Consider the following 14,740-nt stretch of genomic DNA (forward strand, 5'->3'; position numbering starts at 1 on the left):
GGTGGTAAATTCAGAAGTGTCTGAATAACTGTGTGAACTAAGTTCGGAGGAGAATAGTATCAAGAAAGGAGAAAATTATATGGTCTTACCTTTATTGATGTATTAATTGAGAAGAGTTCTTAAAAGTTAATGTTTTGTTAGTTGTTTCATACTAAAATAGGCATATATAAATAATTAGGAGAATGTTATGCGGTCTAATTCCAATTCACTTAATAAATACGGATATGTATCTGATGCAAATGGATTGTCTCACCAACAAATGGGAATGTATGATGATTTAGGAAGATATGAAGTTGCTGATGAAGATATGATGTACCAAAAAAACTATGGTATTATTGGTGATAGTTTAAAAAAAGTAACAAATCTGACTGGAGATACAGCAAAGAGTATAGCAGATTACCTTATTAAACCTGTTAGTGATCAGGTTGCAAAGCAAATCGTTGTTCCATTAGGAACGGAGATTATAAGTAAAATTGTCGTACCTATTACAAAGAAAGTTGCAGAACAAAATCAAGACATGATAAAAGAGCTAACAGATAAACTCATGGTTCGCGTGGAAGATTTTGCTCGGTTACAAATAGAAAAATTAAAAGAAGACGTGAAGCAAGAGATACCGTCTTGTTAGTCAACATAAAAATTTCCTAAATTGCATCATAAAACCAAAAAAAATACTTCCAATTCACAATCTGTGTAGCAGTACACAGATTATAGTTAGTGTATATGTTGATAAGTAAATTTCTGCTGTTGTGTATATGTAAAATCAATTTACTTATCAACATACACACTAACCAGCAACATTAAATAAATTTGTGTAAGATACTATTTCACATAAGATGTGATGGAGCACTTTTTGACTTTAAACTTCAGCTAATCTTCTAGCCTTATAATTCTTGATATGATCTGGATCAAAAGCCTTCCTTGAACTTAAAACACCAAAAACTATATGGAGTAACTTGCGCATTGCAGCTCCTACAATGGCCATGTTATGCTTGCCTTTCTCTTTTAACCTCTTACAAAAAGTCATAATAATAGGATTATGCTTTTTAGATACTATAGCAGGAAAATACATTGCCTTACATAATGTTTGTGAACCTGATTTACTTAATCTGGGCTTGGCATATACAGATGAACCTGATGTTATATTCCGTGGTATAGTTCCAGCATATGATGCCAATTGCCTGGCATTTATAAAAACTTTTATATCAGAAATTTCAGCTAAAATAGCTACTGCTGATTCCTTTCCTATGCCTGGAACAGTTAATAGTAGCTGAAAATCTTCCAACAATTCTTTGTGTTGTTTTAATAGTTCATGTATGGAGTTTTTTATTGTTTCTATTGATTGCTCTATGTTCACTGAAAGATTTTCCCAAACATTTACAACTTTTTCAGGCAGTCTCTCTTTCTTTTCTAAATGATTATTTACTAATGTTAATTCATTTTTTAACGCAGCTGAACAACGATAAAGATGTTTTAATTTTTTCTTTTCAGAAGAAGGTGGTGTCCAACGTGTAGGTTCCTGTCTTTGACAATAATCTGCTATAATCTCTGCATCGCTCTGATCATTCTTTTGTCGCACAAGCTTACTCCTTGCATAAGATTTTATGCAATAAGGATTTACTACACTAACAAAATATCCAGCATTGTGTAGAAATTCAGCCAAAGCTTCACTATAACAACCTGTAGCTTCCATACAGATTGTTACTTGCTCCACATTATGTTTTTGTAAAAAATCAAGTAGACCTTGAAACCCAGAATCATCGTTTTTAAAATTCCTTTTCTTAGTTTCGCGTTTCCCTTTTTTACTTATGAAAGAAAGAAAAACATCAAAGCGATCTTTTGATATGTCTATACCTAAAAAGTTGTTGATCATTTATAACTCCATACGTTACCATTTAAAATGAAAAGTAAGGCTAACCTTGTGCATACAGAATTAGAACCATTTAGGTCTTTCTAAGATACCGTCCAACCTCTACTTTTGAGAAGGGAACTCTTTTCTCTTGGACAGATTTTATATCTAAGATAACATCCAGAGTTCTTCCCTTCTCCACCTAATGCTTAAGCTTAAAACATTAGATGCTTTTTTCAAGATACAAGATAACATCAATACCAGGTAAAGTTTTAGAGAAGATAAAACCTTCTTCATGGCTTCCATGGAAAGCAGAAAGTTTGGATGAAGCTTATTCTGACACTTATGTACCAAATGATATAGATGAATTTGCATGGTAGAGCTTCAAGGTTTAGCAAAATGTTTTTTGGTTTATATTCGCTTGAGGTTAACATCATTGGCCTTAAGCTTTTTTTAATGCTAAATGATCTTACTGTATATCTACAAATTCTTCCTGTGATTTTCAACTCTAGAGGTTATGCTTAAATTATAATATCTACCAAAAAAATAGTCATTTTGCTTGGATATTTGATATAATTTAGATCTATTAAAGCAAAAGCATGAATGAAGTAATAACATTTGGTTGTCGTCTAAATTTCTACGAGAGTGAGTTAATCAAAGAAGCATTAAAAAAAGCAAAGAGAGAAAATGTTGTTGTAGTGCATAGCTGTGCAGTGACAAACGAAGCAGAACGCCAAGTGAAGCAAAAAATACGTAAGATCTATAAAAACGACCCAAGTAAAGAAATTATCGTAGTTGGCTGTGCCGTTCAATTAGATCCTAAATCATATAGTGATATTCCTGGTGTAAGTAAAGTGCTAGGTAATCAAGACAAGCTAAGAGCTGAAAATTATCTACTAAATAATGATGAAATCTTAGTCAGTGATAACCAAGTAAAACCTATTCTCATTAATGGATTTGAAGATAAATCAAGGGCATTTATTGAAATTCAAAATGGTTGTAATCATAGTTGTACATTTTGCTCAATTACTGAGGCAAGAGGAAATAATCGATCTGTGCCAGTAAACAATATTATAGAGCAAATTAAGATTTTTATAGAAAATGGGTATCAAGAAGTGGTGTTTACAGGTGTTGATATTACTGACTTTGGTACAGATTTGTTTGGTAAGCAATCACTCAGTTCAATGATTAGAAGAGTTTTAAAGGATATACCACAGTTAAAGAGACTAAGACTTTCCTCTATTGATGTTGCTGAAGTTGATGATGAACTAATGGATTTAATAGCTAATGAGTCAAGACTTATGCCTCACTTACACTTGAGTCTACAGTCTGGTAATAATTTAATACTAAAGAGAATGAAACGTCGTCACAATAGAGAACAAGTGATAGAATTTTATCATAAAATGAAGAGCTTAAGACCTAATATAGCATTTGGCGCTGATATTATTGCTGGATTTCCAACAGAAACTGATGAAATGTTTCAGGATACAGTTGATTTACTGAAAAAAATAAATGTAGTTTATCTACATGCTTTTCCATATTCAGAGCGGAAAAACACACCTGCTGCACGGATGCCACAAATACCAGAGAATGTACGTAAAGAACGAGTAAAGCATCTAAGAGAAATAAATAAAGAAATGATGAGCAGTTTTTATCAATCTTTGCTCGGCACTGAGCAAAGCGTTTTGGTTGAGCAGAATAATATTGGTAGAACAGAAAATTTTGCATTAATAAAACTTACATCAAGAGTTCAAGCTAAAAGTATTGTGAAAGCTCATGTTAAAGGAATAGAAAATAATTGTTTAATTGGAAATATTATTTCTTAATTTTTGTACATTAAAGGAATATATGATATAGTAGTTATACTATAAGTGATAATTCATTTATGATAATTAGAATATCTATTGCTTTATTTTTCATCTTCATTCCGTGTGTCTATTTTTTTATTACTTATATCAATAACAATACACACATTGAGCAAGTGCAGCCCTTAAAATTAGAAACGGACAATAATGAAAGTGTGATACATTCTGAAGAAGTTACTGAAAAAGAAGTGCCAATAAAATGTCAAGAACTTGAAAGTAGTTCACCTTCTGTTTTCCAAGTAGCTAATCAGAAAAATATGTGGCCAAGTATTGCAGATCAAGCTGAACCTACAAAGGAAAAATCAAAAAAACTTGATTTCTATGTTAGTGCTAACGGTGGTAAGATATATTCTGATAACTCAGAAGTATTTGTGGAGGGTATACGTGAAATAGGAAAAAGAATTCTTGCTTTAGCTGAGGGCCGTTATGGTAGTTTTCTTTTAGACCTATTCTTAGGAGATGAAATTAAAAACATAAAAAAATTTAACGGTAAAATTGATTTTCAGTGGCTTAGCAGCATATCTGTAGGTTACTATGCTGGAGAAAATGGCCGAGTTGATTTTGAGACCATGTATTCTAAAGTCAATATTGAAGATAGTAACTCTCCTCCGGTATTTGATAAATCAGCAAGTGTATCTGCATTCTTATTAAATTTTTACTATAACCCTAATGTTCAAAATACTCAATTTGCTCCGTATATTGGTCTTGGTATAGGATCAACAGTTTTTAGATTAAAAAGGATTGATAAATCATCTAAAAATTTAGTGCCACTGAATGTTCCTTGGCTTGTTTATCAAATAAAGCTTGGTGTTGATTACTCAGTAATTCCAGAAGTTAAAACCTTTCTCGGCTATCGTTACTTTAATATTCCAACACCTATTGCAGATGATATATCCACTCATAATATTGAAGTTGGTTTGATGTTTAATTTTTAGTAATAATATCTTTTCAATTCTAATATCCTGATTTCCATTCAGAAATTTGATAAATCTATCCATATCTTTAATCTTATGGCCATATCCTTTGTGATAGCCTGAAGATGGTTTCTGTTTCTTTTTTCCTTTTCCTCCACAAATATGTTGGTTTTATGCTCACTAAATTGGTGAGCATGTTACAACGTTTTTGACGACGAAAAGACTGGATAGCTACTTTCATGACAACCATTTAGTTGTCTTTTCTCGTCTATCTTATTTTGTCACTCTGCTGAACAGATACTAAAGTACTAGCTTTTGTGGGTTGATGCACAATTCTATCAGAAGTTTTGTGACTATAATTGCAGAAAACATCGAGCACAGGATTCCTATCGATAAAGTGACAGAAAACCCTCTAATTGCTCCGCTACCAATAATGAACATTATTCCTGCAGCAATCAGTGTAGTGAGGTTTGAGTCAAGAATTGTTTTTATTGCGTTTTTAAATCCTTCTTCAATGGCACGAGCTGTTCTTTTTCCTGCTCTTATTTCTTCGCGGATGCGTTCAAATATTAAAACATTTGCATCCACTGACATGCCAACAGTTAGCGCAATTCCAGCAATTCCAGGGAGAGTAAGAGTTGCTTCAAGTAAGGTAAGAATGAGTAGTATAGAGATTACATTAAAAACGAGTGCAACAGACGCTAATAAGCCTAATTTGCCGTAAGTAATGATTATAGATAAACCAACGGCTATGATAGAGATTATTGCTGCAATTTCTCCTGCTTTTATTGACTCTTCTCCAAGGCTTGGACCAATGTTTTTTTCTTCAATTATTTTAAGTGGTGCAGGTAGTGCACCTGATTTTAAAAGTATTGCAAGTTCACTCGCTTGTTTTTCAGTGAAATTACCGCTAATTTCTCCCTCTCCATTTAGAATAGGTTCACGTATTGTTGGTACAGTTAAGACTGTGTTATCTAAAACAATTGCAAAAGGCTTTCCTACATTTTCTTTAGTAATTTTTGCAAATTTTTTACTTGCTATGCTGTCGAATTTGAAATGTACTGTTGGTTTACCTAAATTGCCAAATCTAACTGATGCGTTAACTAATGAATCACCGCCTATTTCAGTTTTGCGGAATATCGGGTAGGAATTACCCAAAGAATCCTTGAGCATAATCGTAGTGTCATGATCGATATCTTGCATTTTAGCTACATTGGTGTTTGCCAAATGGAAGGCCAGCTTGGCTGTTTTGCCAAGCAGAGATTTTATCTGCTGAGTGTCTTCTACTCCAGGAACTTGGACTAATATCTTATTTTGTCCTTGTTTTTGCACACTTACTTCCTTAGTACCAAGCTTATCTAAGCGTCTTTGAACATTAACTATTGACTCTGAAACTACTTCATTGATTAATGAATTCTTATAATGCGGTTTATATGAAATGAAAATTGCAGTATTTTTTCTACTCAATTCTAAATTTGGGTTTATTTTATGTATTAACGTTGAAACTTTTTTGTAATCATCAATATTATTTAAAGTTACAACCACTTGTTTATCGTTTTTTGCGCTAAATTCAATCTTTTGTGTTAACAGACCTTCTTTTATTTCATCGGTTAGCATGCTTAGTTTCTCTTTGAAGTAAAAATCTAAGTCTACATTTAGAAGCAGAGATGATCCACCTTTCAGGTCAAGCCCTAAATTTATTCTCTTTTTTGAGGTAAAGAACTTATTATCAATAAAATTTGGCAGTATTATATATAAGGACAGCAAAAAAATTAGTAACACTGAAAGAGATTTAACTATTATCTTGTTTGGCATAAATTTAAACTATATTAGTGCATTGTAGACCGAATAGTTGCTAATCACAAGCACCTAAAAGATTAGGACCGCCTAAAGCCCTGATCTATAATTGATGGTCTGCGTTTGTTTTTCTAAAATATCATTATAAATCCATGAATGAGGTTCAGAGGTAGCTTTAAGATTCTCTATTTGTTTATTTTTTCTAATGCTATCAATCGGAAGGTAAATGCATAAACCAAGTATTGAGAAAGTAACTATGGTAGCTGGTATGTGAATAGCAAGAAATTCACTATAACTTGGATCTTTTCAACCGAGAGGACTAGATAGAGAAGGATGAGAGGAAAATCTGGGAATTGCTACTACTGCACTTAATGCTGTTAGAATAATAGCGACAGTGGCACCTACAAGAGGTAAAATATTCTTTTTATTAAATCTGCCATTAGAATCTTTTAAAATATCAAACATACATACTCGTCGATTACTAAATGTTCGTGATACTATGCACTAATTATAAAGTATTCAATAACTAAACTGGAGATAATAAAAAATGGACATAGAATATAGACATATAATATGAAGGATATATGCTAGTTAAAATAGGTACGAGAGGAAGCGACCTTGCGATCACCCAAGCTTTGGAAGCAAAACAAAGATTATTAGAGTCTTTTCCTAATCTATCCGTTGAGATCATTAAAATCAAAACTTCTGGTGATAAATATGCTAATGTAACCCTTGCTGAAATAGGAGGTAAAGGACTGTTCCTCAGGGAGATTGAGGCTGAATTACTCAAAAATAATATAGATATGGCGGTTCATTCGCTAAAAGATGTACCTGCGTTTTTCTCGAAGGACTTAACAATTCCTTGTGTTTTAGAGAGGCTAAGTCCATCTGATGTATTTATTTCTCATAAATATAAGAGCCTAAAAACTTTGCCACAGCAGGCTACAATTGCAACTTCTTCAATAAGAAGAAAAGTTCAGCTGTTAAATCTCAGGCCAGACTTAAATGTAGTGACACTGCGTGGAAATGTGACAACTAGACTGCAAAATCAGAATTTTGATGGAATGATTTTAGCTGAAGCAGGGCTGATAAGATTAAAAAAATATCACTTAATTACAGAGGTATTGCCACCAAAAGTCATGTTAAGCGCAGTAGGGCAGGGGGCAATTTGCATTCAATGCCGAAAGAATGATATAAAAGTTATCGATCTTTTAGAGAAAATTAATAATAATATGTCTTTTATAAGGGCAAAATCAGAGCGCAGTTTCATGAAGACAGTAAATGGTTCATGCTTTACACCGCTTGCAGCTTTAGCAGAATATGTGAGTGAAAACATGCTACATCTTTATTGTATGTTAGCGGGCGAGAGAGTTATATACTTTACTGAACGCACTTCGTTTGTAGAAGATGCAGAAAAAATGGGTATGGATGCAGGATTAGAGTTAAAATCAAAATGCTTATAAGCTTACCTAAAGTATGTGGAATCTACCGTTATAATGTTTCAATGTCTAAAATGACTTGGTTAAATGTTGGTGGCCAAGCTGATGTACTATTTAAGCCACGTGACATTGAAGATCTAATGTGCTTGATAAAAGATGCGGAGTTACCAATTAGCGTTATCGGTGCAACATCCAACATAATAGTGCAAGATAGTGGCATTCGAGGAATAACGGTGAAATTAGGTAAGGAATTTGCATATATAAAATGTAAAGATAATAACTCCATTGTTGCAGGTGGTGCTGCATTGCTTAGTAACCTTGCATACTTTGCCGGAGAACAGCAAATTAGTGGGCTTGAGTTTCTTGCTGGAATTCCAGGAACAGTTGGCGGTGGGATAGAGATGAATGCAGGTGCATATGGTAGTGATATTGCGAGTGTTGTAAAGTTTATAAGGGCAGTGAATCTAGAAGATGGGAATTTATATGAATTTTCCAGTGAAGAAATGGGATATTTTTATCGTGGACATAGTCTAAAAGGCAGGTGGATTTTTATTGAAGCTGAATTTAAAGGAGTAAGTTCAGAGTATGAGCTTATATTGCAAAGATTGAAAGAAGTTATTGATAAAAAAAATAAAAGTCAACCAGTAAGAGGAAAAACTGCTGGTTGTATATTCAAAAATCCAATAGGCTGCAAGGCATGGAAACTGATTGATGAGTCTGGCTGCCGAGGATTAAGTAACGGTAGAGCTAAAATTTCTAAGAAACATTGTAATTTTCTGCTCAATTACAACAATGCAACTGCACTTGACTTAGAAAACCTTGGCAACAGAGTACAAGATGCAGTAAAAGATAAATTTAACATTGAACTTGAGTGGGAGATAAGGGTTTTAGGTAGCTAAATTTATAGTTGTATCTCTTGGCTGTTCAACACTATCTATTTGTAAAGTGTCCTTATTGTTATCATTTGATGCAGTATGGTTGTTATTCTTTTCCTGCGAAAAAAAGGTTCCTTTTACTTTTTCAAACTATAGGTGGTAGATATATCATTGCAAGCACTGTTAGGATTGGTACAGCAAGTCCTATTATTGCACCAAAATTAGCTGCTGAGTTTATATCTAGTGTTATACCAGGAATGGCGTTTATAGCTGCACTTAAACCAATTCCGATTACTACTTGAGGAATAAATAGTATATTGAATAACTTAAATAACTCTAAGTCTGAATCTCGATCAGCGAATATGGACATGAACAATACAAGAGGTATAGAAATAAATGCTGCAGAAACAACAGTAGTAATGCTGCCTATAATAAGAGGAGATAAAGGTACACTCAGCGCATAACATGCAAGACCTACTGTATAACCTGTAAGTCCCCCTATTCCAGCTAGTATAGATAATGGAGCATCTATTGGATATGGCATATTTTTAAAACTTAATCAATAATAAAATGTTACTCATTTTTCCTTCATCTGTAAAGTTATCTTAACCTAATTCCAAAAATTGTTATATAATGTTATTTTGAGGTTTTATTTTCAATGCGCAAACTTGCAATGTTCTTTTCTATACTGTTTGCGGTAATTGCTTACTATTTAAACAATGAAGTAATATTTGAAGTAGCAAAGCTATTTAGTGATATATTCATCAGTTTGTTGAAATTAATCAGTTTACCTTTGGTTTTTCTATCTATCGTGTCCACAATTTCAGGGCTTAAAGACTCAATTGAAATTAAAGTATTACTTAAGAAGACGCTGTTTTATACGCTGCTTACAACCATTATAGCTGCATTTGTTGCGCTATCTTTCTATTTATTTATAGATCCAGTAAGAAAAAATTTCATAAGTAACACAATAGAAAGTGTGAGTGACAGCAACCACAATTACTTTTCATACTTAAAATCACTCATTCCATCAAATTTTGTGCAAGTTTTTCTTGAAAATAACGTTATTGGCAGCATATTGATTGCTTTTTTGATGGGTGGAGCTATTATTTCGCTCTCAAAAGAAAAACAAGATATATTACACCAAATATTTTCTGCACTATTTGATACACTTCTTAGAATTGCTCAAGGGTTATTAAAGTTTATTCCTCTTGCTGTATGGTCTTTTATCACATGTTTTTTATACGAGTTAAAAGGTGGCAGCGAATTCCATAGTCTTTTTTGGTATTTTGCTTGCATAATGTCTGCAAATTTCGTGCAAGCATTTGTGATTTTGCCACTACTCATGTGGCATAAAGGTATATCACCAATTCAAACGATGAAAGGTGTTATGCCAGCACTTACGCTTGCATTTTTTTCTAAATCATCTAGTGCAACGCTGCCTACAACTATAGAATGTGTGCAAAATCAGCTAAAGGTACCAAAGAAATTGTCATCTTTTATTCTACCAATATGCACAACAGTCAATATGAATGCGTGTGCTGCATTTATTTTAATCACAGTGATGTTTGTTGCAGAGATGAATGGGCACACATTTTCCTTAAGTGAGATGTTCATATGGATTTTTTTAGCTACAGGAGCTGCAATTGGTAACGCTGGAGTGCCGATGGGGTGCTATTTTATGGCAACTAGTTATTTGGTATCAATGAATGTTCCTTTGTACATTATGGGATTGATTTTGCCTATTTATACAATCATTGATATGTTTGAAACTGCAATAAATGTGTGGTCTGATATCTGTATAACGCAGATAATTAATAAAGAATTTCAAACTCAAGAATGATATTAGATAATCCAATAATAAAAGAGTTTGAAGAGGCTGGTGCAATTTTGCACGGACATTTTGTACTTTCGTCAGGGCTGCACAGCAACACTTACATACAATGCGCTAAAATTTTTGAAAATCCAAGCAGAGCAATGAACGTTTGTGAGCTATTGGCGAATAAAATAAGAAAAGAGCTTATTGAACCCATAGATTTAATACTATCTCCTGCAATTGGTGGAATAATCGTGGGTTATGAGATTGGTAAACAGCTTGGAATCCGAACAATATTTTGCGAACGTGTTAATGGTAAATTTGAATTACGCCGTGGATTTGAGATTAAACAAGGTGAGAAAATCTTACTAATTGAAGATGTGATTACCACAGGTAAATCTTCACTTGAAGCAGTAAAATGTGGAGAAGAGAAGGGAGGTAAAGTTGTTGCTGAAGCTTCTTTGATAAAGAGAAATAGTGAAACAAAACTGCCCTTTCCTGTAATATCTTTGATTGAACTAAATATCAAAAACTATAGCGAGGAAGAACTGCCAAGTGAATTAAAACAATTACCTATAATGAAACCTGGGAGTAGAGGATATTTAACAAAGTAATTCTATATATGGCTAAAGTGATTCAGTAACTTTTACGTGTTATATGTTGATCTTCTTGCATCAAAGTTAGATATTACAGTTTATTTTCCTGTATTCGTTCAACAGAATGGCAAAATAAGATAGACAAATAAAGATATAAAGTAAAAACAATAATAGGTGTCATTCCGGTTCGTGACACTTGCTTTATGTAGTTTCATTGAAAACGTTTTTTTTATTATAATACCTCCTATGATTAGTTTGCTTGTGAGCACCAGTGTCTGGGCACTGGAATGACAAGAAAAGGCTACTTGAATGACAGGAAAGGAACTACTAAAACAAATAGGTATCATTCCAGCGCGTGACGCTGGAATCCAGAAAGGAACAATGGATCTCAGTGTCTGGGCACTGGAATGAAAAGAAAAGGCTAATTGAATGACAGGAAAGGAAGTACTAAAAACAAATAGGTGTCATTCCAGCGCGTGACGCTGGAATCCAGAAAGGAACAATGGATCTCAGTGTCTGAGCACTGGGATGACAAGGTAGTAAGCACTGGGATGAAACCTTTTTGCTTCAATATTTTGCACAGTAGCCATGAAACTTAACAGATACTTTTCTCTTCATTTATCCTAAGGTTTTTATGGGTTAAAAAACCCATAAAAACCTTATATAAAACCCCTGTTGTGATTAAAAATACACTAAATCTTGGTTTTCACATGTTTCATCTTGTGCAGCAAAAGACAATAATTTTGCGCTCTCAAGGAAATTTTTTGCACTAGCTTCTAAGAGATTAGATTTTACTTCTGTAAGTTCACATTTAATCTGATCTATTTTCCCATTCAAATTTTTATGTGCATCTTCGACTAATTTATTCATTTCATCTTCTAAAAGTGTACTTACTTCTTTACTTTGTGTAGTGACAAGATCATTTATTTTGCTTGTAATTTCAGGTTTTATAAGGCTTTCAATTTTTTCTTCAGTATATTTTTTTACTGCTTCTTCTACCTGAGTTTTTATTTCTGGCTTTAGCAAATCTGCAACTTCTGGTCCTACTTTTTTCACTGCTTTTTCAGCTGCATTTTTTGCTGCTTTTTCAGCATTTGCTTCTACTGACTTTACTGTCTTATCAATTGAAGTCGATATTTTTTTTTCTATTTGATTAGCTTTTTCGGTAGCTATTTTGTTAGCTTTCTCTTCAGCTAAAGTTAGCATTTTTCCTTCTATTTTTTTTACTTCATCTTGAGCTGCTTTTCTAGCTTCTAGTTTTAAATCATTACCCATTTTAGATATTACTTGATTCGCAGCTTCTTTTGCTGTTTTGCTTATACCAAGAATTTTATCAAACATTCCTGCACGATACACTTGAGAGCCGAAGTTTGATTCGTCAGCCAAATTTTTGTAATTGTATTCTTTCATAATGTACTCCTTAATTTAAAAACTATACTAACATTAATATACAAGTACAAAAATTATATTAATATTAGTATTGCTTTTCAGGGCAGTAGTATAAATTTATAGTACCTTTTGAAAAAATTCATGACTTGACGGCAAAGAGCATTATATTGGTATCATGACTGACTTGGAAAAGATGAGAGAAAAACTGCAAAATCAAATTAATTATCATAATATCTTATATTATCAAAAAAGTAAGCCAGAGATAAGTGATGCTGAATATGATGAACTGAAAAAAAAGTTAGCTGCAATAGAGCCAGAAGCTTATGCAACACAAGATAGTGTTGGTGCTCCGCCTGATGAGAGATTTTCTAAGGTGGAACATCAAGAACCTATGCTTTCTCTTGAGAATGCTTATGATGAACAAGGTGTAGAAAAATTTTTGTCTAAAATAAAGAGATTTTTAATTGCAGATGAAATAGAGATATTATGTGAGCCAAAAATTGATGGATTGTCATTTTCTGCAATTTATGAAGATGGGAAATTTGTTAAAGCTGCAACTCGAGGTGACGGTTTTGTAGGAGAGGATGTAACTCACAATGTTGCAACAATAAAAGGCTTTCCTAAGTTTTTACAAGATGTGCAAGGAAGACTAGAAGTAAGGGGTGAAATATATATCAGTAACAGCGACTTTTTAAAGTTAAATGAAAATAATGAATTCGCTAATCCTCGAAATGCAGCTGCTGGTTCTTTAAAGCAATTGAATGCGAACATTACAGCAAAAAGGCCTCTTAGATATTTTGCTTATTCTTTAATTGGTGGAATAGAGAAAAGTCAAAGTGAAGTACTAGAAAAACTTGAGAAACTTGGTTTTTGCGTAAATGAGCATCGTTCCTTAGCAAGTAGTTTGAATGGAATGCTAAAGTTCTATAACGAGATCTATGATTATCGTTATAATTTGGATTATGATATCGATGGGATAGTCTATAAAGTGAATGATTTGGTGCTACAAAGTCGTCTGGGAAGTACACACAAAGCGCCACGCTCAGCGCTTGCATATAAATTTTCTGCGGTTTATGCAAAGACAAAGTTAAATAAAATATTTATACAGGTGGGTAGAACGGGGGTTTTAACTCCAGTTGCAGATTTGGTACCAGTCAATATTGGCGGAGTACTAGTTAGCAGAGCAAGTCTACATAACCAAGATGAGATAAAACGTAAAGACATAAGAGAAGGAGATGTTGTAACAATTAAAAGGGCAGGGGATGTAATTCCTCAAATTGTCAAAGTAGATGAAGGTTCTCGTCATGCAAGTACACCTGAATTTTTATTTCCCGAGGTATGTCCTGAATGTGGTAGTAAAGTGCAGATTGAAGGAGTGGCAGTAAGATGTCCTGAAGAATTTAATTGCAAGGCTCAGATAGTAGAAAAACTAAAACACTTTGTGTCAAAAGATGCATTTGACATTGTTGGCCTTGGTGAAAAACAAATAAAGTTTTTTTATGATCTTGACCTAATAAGACAAATTCCAGATATTTTTGTTTTAGAAGAAAGATTAAAAGAATTTTCCTTAAAAGAGCAGCATGGTTGGGGCGAGAAGTCAATAGCTAATCTGTTGAATGCCATACAAAGCAGAAGGGCAGTAACTCTAGATAGGTTTATATTTTCTTTAGGTATCAGGTTTGTTGGTCAAGTTGCGGCAGAATTGCTCGCAAATTATTATGTTTCCTATGATAATTGGTATGATTCGATGTCATCAAATGATGTTGAATTAGTAGGTATAGATGGTATAGGAGAAAAAGTAGCTGAGTCTTTGAAATCATTTTTTTCTCAGGAACGTAACATTAAAATGTTAAATGATCTTAATGCATATCTGCAAATTCTTCCTGTGAGCTCCAACTCTAGCAGTTCTGTTTTAAATAACAAAATTATAGTTTTTACTGGTAAATTACTTGCTATGAGCAGAGGAGAGGCAAAAGTAAGAGCTAAAGCTCTGGGGGCAAAGATCAGTTCAAGCCTTTCTACTAAAACTGACTACCTAATTGCAGGAGAAGATCCAGGTTCAAAATATAAAAAAGCAGTCGAATTGGGTGTGGAAATTTTAGATGAAGAACAGTGGAATAAATTGTACTAGACACAACTTAATCTGACGGGAATGAATTAACTGACAGAAGAATTGAAAACTAATATCAGACTCTTATTTAAT

Annotated in this window: 13 protein-coding genes; 9 read left to right on the plus strand and 4 right to left on the minus strand. The window is 33.4% G+C overall.

The window, feature by feature from the left end:
- Window positions 1-187: 187 nt before the first annotated feature.
- Window positions 188-625, plus strand: coding sequence for a hypothetical protein (locus tag ABWU45_RS04410; protein ID WP_353277934.1), 438 nt, complete (start codon window positions 188-190; stop codon window positions 623-625).
- 231 nt (window positions 626-856) lie between these two features.
- Here the strand turns inward: ABWU45_RS04410 and ABWU45_RS04415 are convergent, their stop codons facing one another.
- Window positions 857-1,870 carry an IS110 family transposase gene (locus ABWU45_RS04415; RefSeq protein ID WP_353277936.1) on the minus strand — a complete coding sequence of 338 codons (1,014 nt, stop codon included), beginning with the start codon at window positions 1,868-1,870 and terminating at the stop codon, window positions 857-859.
- A gap of 203 nt (window positions 1,871-2,073) precedes the next feature.
- Between ABWU45_RS04415 and ABWU45_RS04420 the strand changes: the two genes are divergently transcribed.
- The 3 genes from ABWU45_RS04420 to ABWU45_RS04430 all read left to right on the plus strand — a co-directional run bounded on the left by ABWU45_RS04420 (window position 2,074) and on the right by ABWU45_RS04430 (window position 4,646).
- Window positions 2,074-2,226 (plus strand): hypothetical protein, encoded by a 153-nt coding sequence (locus ABWU45_RS04420; protein WP_164819296.1) that lies wholly within the window; start codon window positions 2,074-2,076, stop codon window positions 2,224-2,226.
- 219 nt (window positions 2,227-2,445) lie between these two features.
- Complete coding sequence (gene mtaB / locus ABWU45_RS04425; protein WP_264683150.1) at window positions 2,446-3,672, plus strand: tRNA (N(6)-L-threonylcarbamoyladenosine(37)-C(2))-methylthiotransferase MtaB; 1,227 nt, start codon at window positions 2,446-2,448, stop codon at window positions 3,670-3,672.
- Window positions 3,673-3,731: 59 nt separating this feature from the next.
- Complete coding sequence (locus ABWU45_RS04430) at window positions 3,732-4,646, plus strand: outer membrane protein (protein WP_353277938.1); 915 nt, start codon at window positions 3,732-3,734, stop codon at window positions 4,644-4,646.
- Between the two features lie 279 nt (window positions 4,647-4,925).
- Here ABWU45_RS04430 and secD read toward each other — a convergent pair whose 3' ends face one another.
- A complete protein-coding gene (gene secD / locus ABWU45_RS04435) occupies window positions 4,926-6,440 on the minus strand; it encodes a protein translocase subunit SecD (protein ID WP_010405309.1) in 1,515 nt (504 codons plus the stop codon).
- Between the two features lie 566 nt (window positions 6,441-7,006).
- Here secD and hemC point away from each other — a divergent pair.
- Window positions 7,007-7,885 carry a hydroxymethylbilane synthase gene (gene hemC, locus ABWU45_RS04440; protein WP_353277940.1) on the plus strand — a complete coding sequence of 293 codons (879 nt, stop codon included), beginning with the start codon at window positions 7,007-7,009 and terminating at the stop codon, window positions 7,883-7,885.
- The gene (gene murB / locus ABWU45_RS04445) at window positions 7,876-8,760 is read left to right on the plus strand and encodes a UDP-N-acetylmuramate dehydrogenase (protein WP_264683153.1); all 885 of its coding nucleotides are present in this window, start codon (window positions 7,876-7,878) and stop codon (window positions 8,758-8,760) included. The genes hemC and murB overlap by 10 nt, the downstream gene beginning before the upstream one ends.
- 121 nt (window positions 8,761-8,881) lie before the next feature.
- Here murB and ABWU45_RS04450 read toward each other — a convergent pair whose 3' ends face one another.
- Window positions 8,882-9,280 (minus strand): hypothetical protein, encoded by a 399-nt coding sequence (locus ABWU45_RS04450; RefSeq protein WP_353277942.1) that lies wholly within the window; start codon window positions 9,278-9,280, stop codon window positions 8,882-8,884.
- A gap of 114 nt (window positions 9,281-9,394) precedes the next feature.
- On the opposite strand from ABWU45_RS04450, the gene ABWU45_RS04455 reads away from it, so the two are divergent.
- On the plus strand, window positions 9,395-10,579 hold the full coding sequence (locus tag ABWU45_RS04455; protein WP_353277944.1) for a dicarboxylate/amino acid:cation symporter: 1,185 nt from the start codon (window positions 9,395-9,397) through the stop codon (window positions 10,577-10,579).
- Window positions 10,576-11,166, plus strand: coding sequence for an orotate phosphoribosyltransferase (gene pyrE / locus ABWU45_RS04460; RefSeq protein ID WP_353277945.1), 591 nt, complete (start codon window positions 10,576-10,578; stop codon window positions 11,164-11,166). Before ABWU45_RS04455 ends, pyrE begins: the two co-directional genes overlap by 4 nt.
- A gap of 663 nt (window positions 11,167-11,829) precedes the next feature.
- Here the strand turns inward: pyrE and ABWU45_RS04465 are convergent.
- Window positions 11,830-12,558 carry a hypothetical protein gene (locus ABWU45_RS04465; protein ID WP_353277947.1) on the minus strand — a complete coding sequence of 243 codons (729 nt, stop codon included), beginning with the start codon at window positions 12,556-12,558 and terminating at the stop codon, window positions 11,830-11,832.
- Window positions 12,559-12,712: 154 nt separating this feature from the next.
- On the opposite strand from ABWU45_RS04465, the gene ligA reads away from it, so the two are divergent.
- Window positions 12,713-14,668, plus strand: a complete 1,956-nt coding sequence (ligA, locus tag ABWU45_RS04470) for an NAD-dependent DNA ligase LigA (RefSeq protein WP_353277949.1) — start codon at window positions 12,713-12,715, stop codon at window positions 14,666-14,668.
- Window positions 14,669-14,740 lie beyond the last annotated feature (72 nt).

The organism is Wolbachia endosymbiont (group B) of Longitarsus flavicornis (assembly GCF_964028135.1).
In the GTDB taxonomy this organism is placed as follows: Bacteria; Pseudomonadota; Alphaproteobacteria; order Rickettsiales; family Anaplasmataceae; genus Wolbachia.

Excerpts from the sequence above, each read along its gene's own strand:
- ABWU45_RS04410 (WP_353277934.1), top strand. The coding sequence starts at position 188 with ATGCGGTCTAATTCCAATTCACTTAATAAATACGGATATGTATCTGAT.
- ABWU45_RS04415 (WP_353277936.1), bottom strand. The coding sequence starts at position 1,870 with ATGATCAACAACTTTTTAGGTATAGACATATCAAAAGATCGCTTTGAT.
- ABWU45_RS04420 (WP_164819296.1), top strand. The coding sequence starts at position 2,074 with ATGCTTTTTTCAAGATACAAGATAACATCAATACCAGGTAAAGTTTTA.
- mtaB (WP_264683150.1), top strand. The coding sequence starts at position 2,446 with ATGAATGAAGTAATAACATTTGGTTGTCGTCTAAATTTCTACGAGAGT.
- ABWU45_RS04430 (WP_353277938.1), top strand. The coding sequence starts at position 3,732 with ATGATAATTAGAATATCTATTGCTTTATTTTTCATCTTCATTCCGTGT.
- secD (WP_010405309.1), bottom strand. The coding sequence starts at position 6,440 with ATGCCAAACAAGATAATAGTTAAATCTCTTTCAGTGTTACTAATTTTT.
- hemC (WP_353277940.1), top strand. The coding sequence starts at position 7,007 with ATGCTAGTTAAAATAGGTACGAGAGGAAGCGACCTTGCGATCACCCAA.
- murB (WP_264683153.1), top strand. The coding sequence starts at position 7,876 with ATGCTTATAAGCTTACCTAAAGTATGTGGAATCTACCGTTATAATGTT.
- ABWU45_RS04450 (WP_353277942.1), bottom strand. The coding sequence starts at position 9,280 with ATGCCATATCCAATAGATGCTCCATTATCTATACTAGCTGGAATAGGG.
- ABWU45_RS04455 (WP_353277944.1), top strand. The coding sequence starts at position 9,395 with ATGCGCAAACTTGCAATGTTCTTTTCTATACTGTTTGCGGTAATTGCT.
- pyrE (WP_353277945.1), top strand. The coding sequence starts at position 10,576 with ATGATATTAGATAATCCAATAATAAAAGAGTTTGAAGAGGCTGGTGCA.
- ABWU45_RS04465 (WP_353277947.1), bottom strand. The coding sequence starts at position 12,558 with ATGAAAGAATACAATTACAAAAATTTGGCTGACGAATCAAACTTCGGC.
- ligA (WP_353277949.1), top strand. The coding sequence starts at position 12,713 with ATGACTGACTTGGAAAAGATGAGAGAAAAACTGCAAAATCAAATTAAT.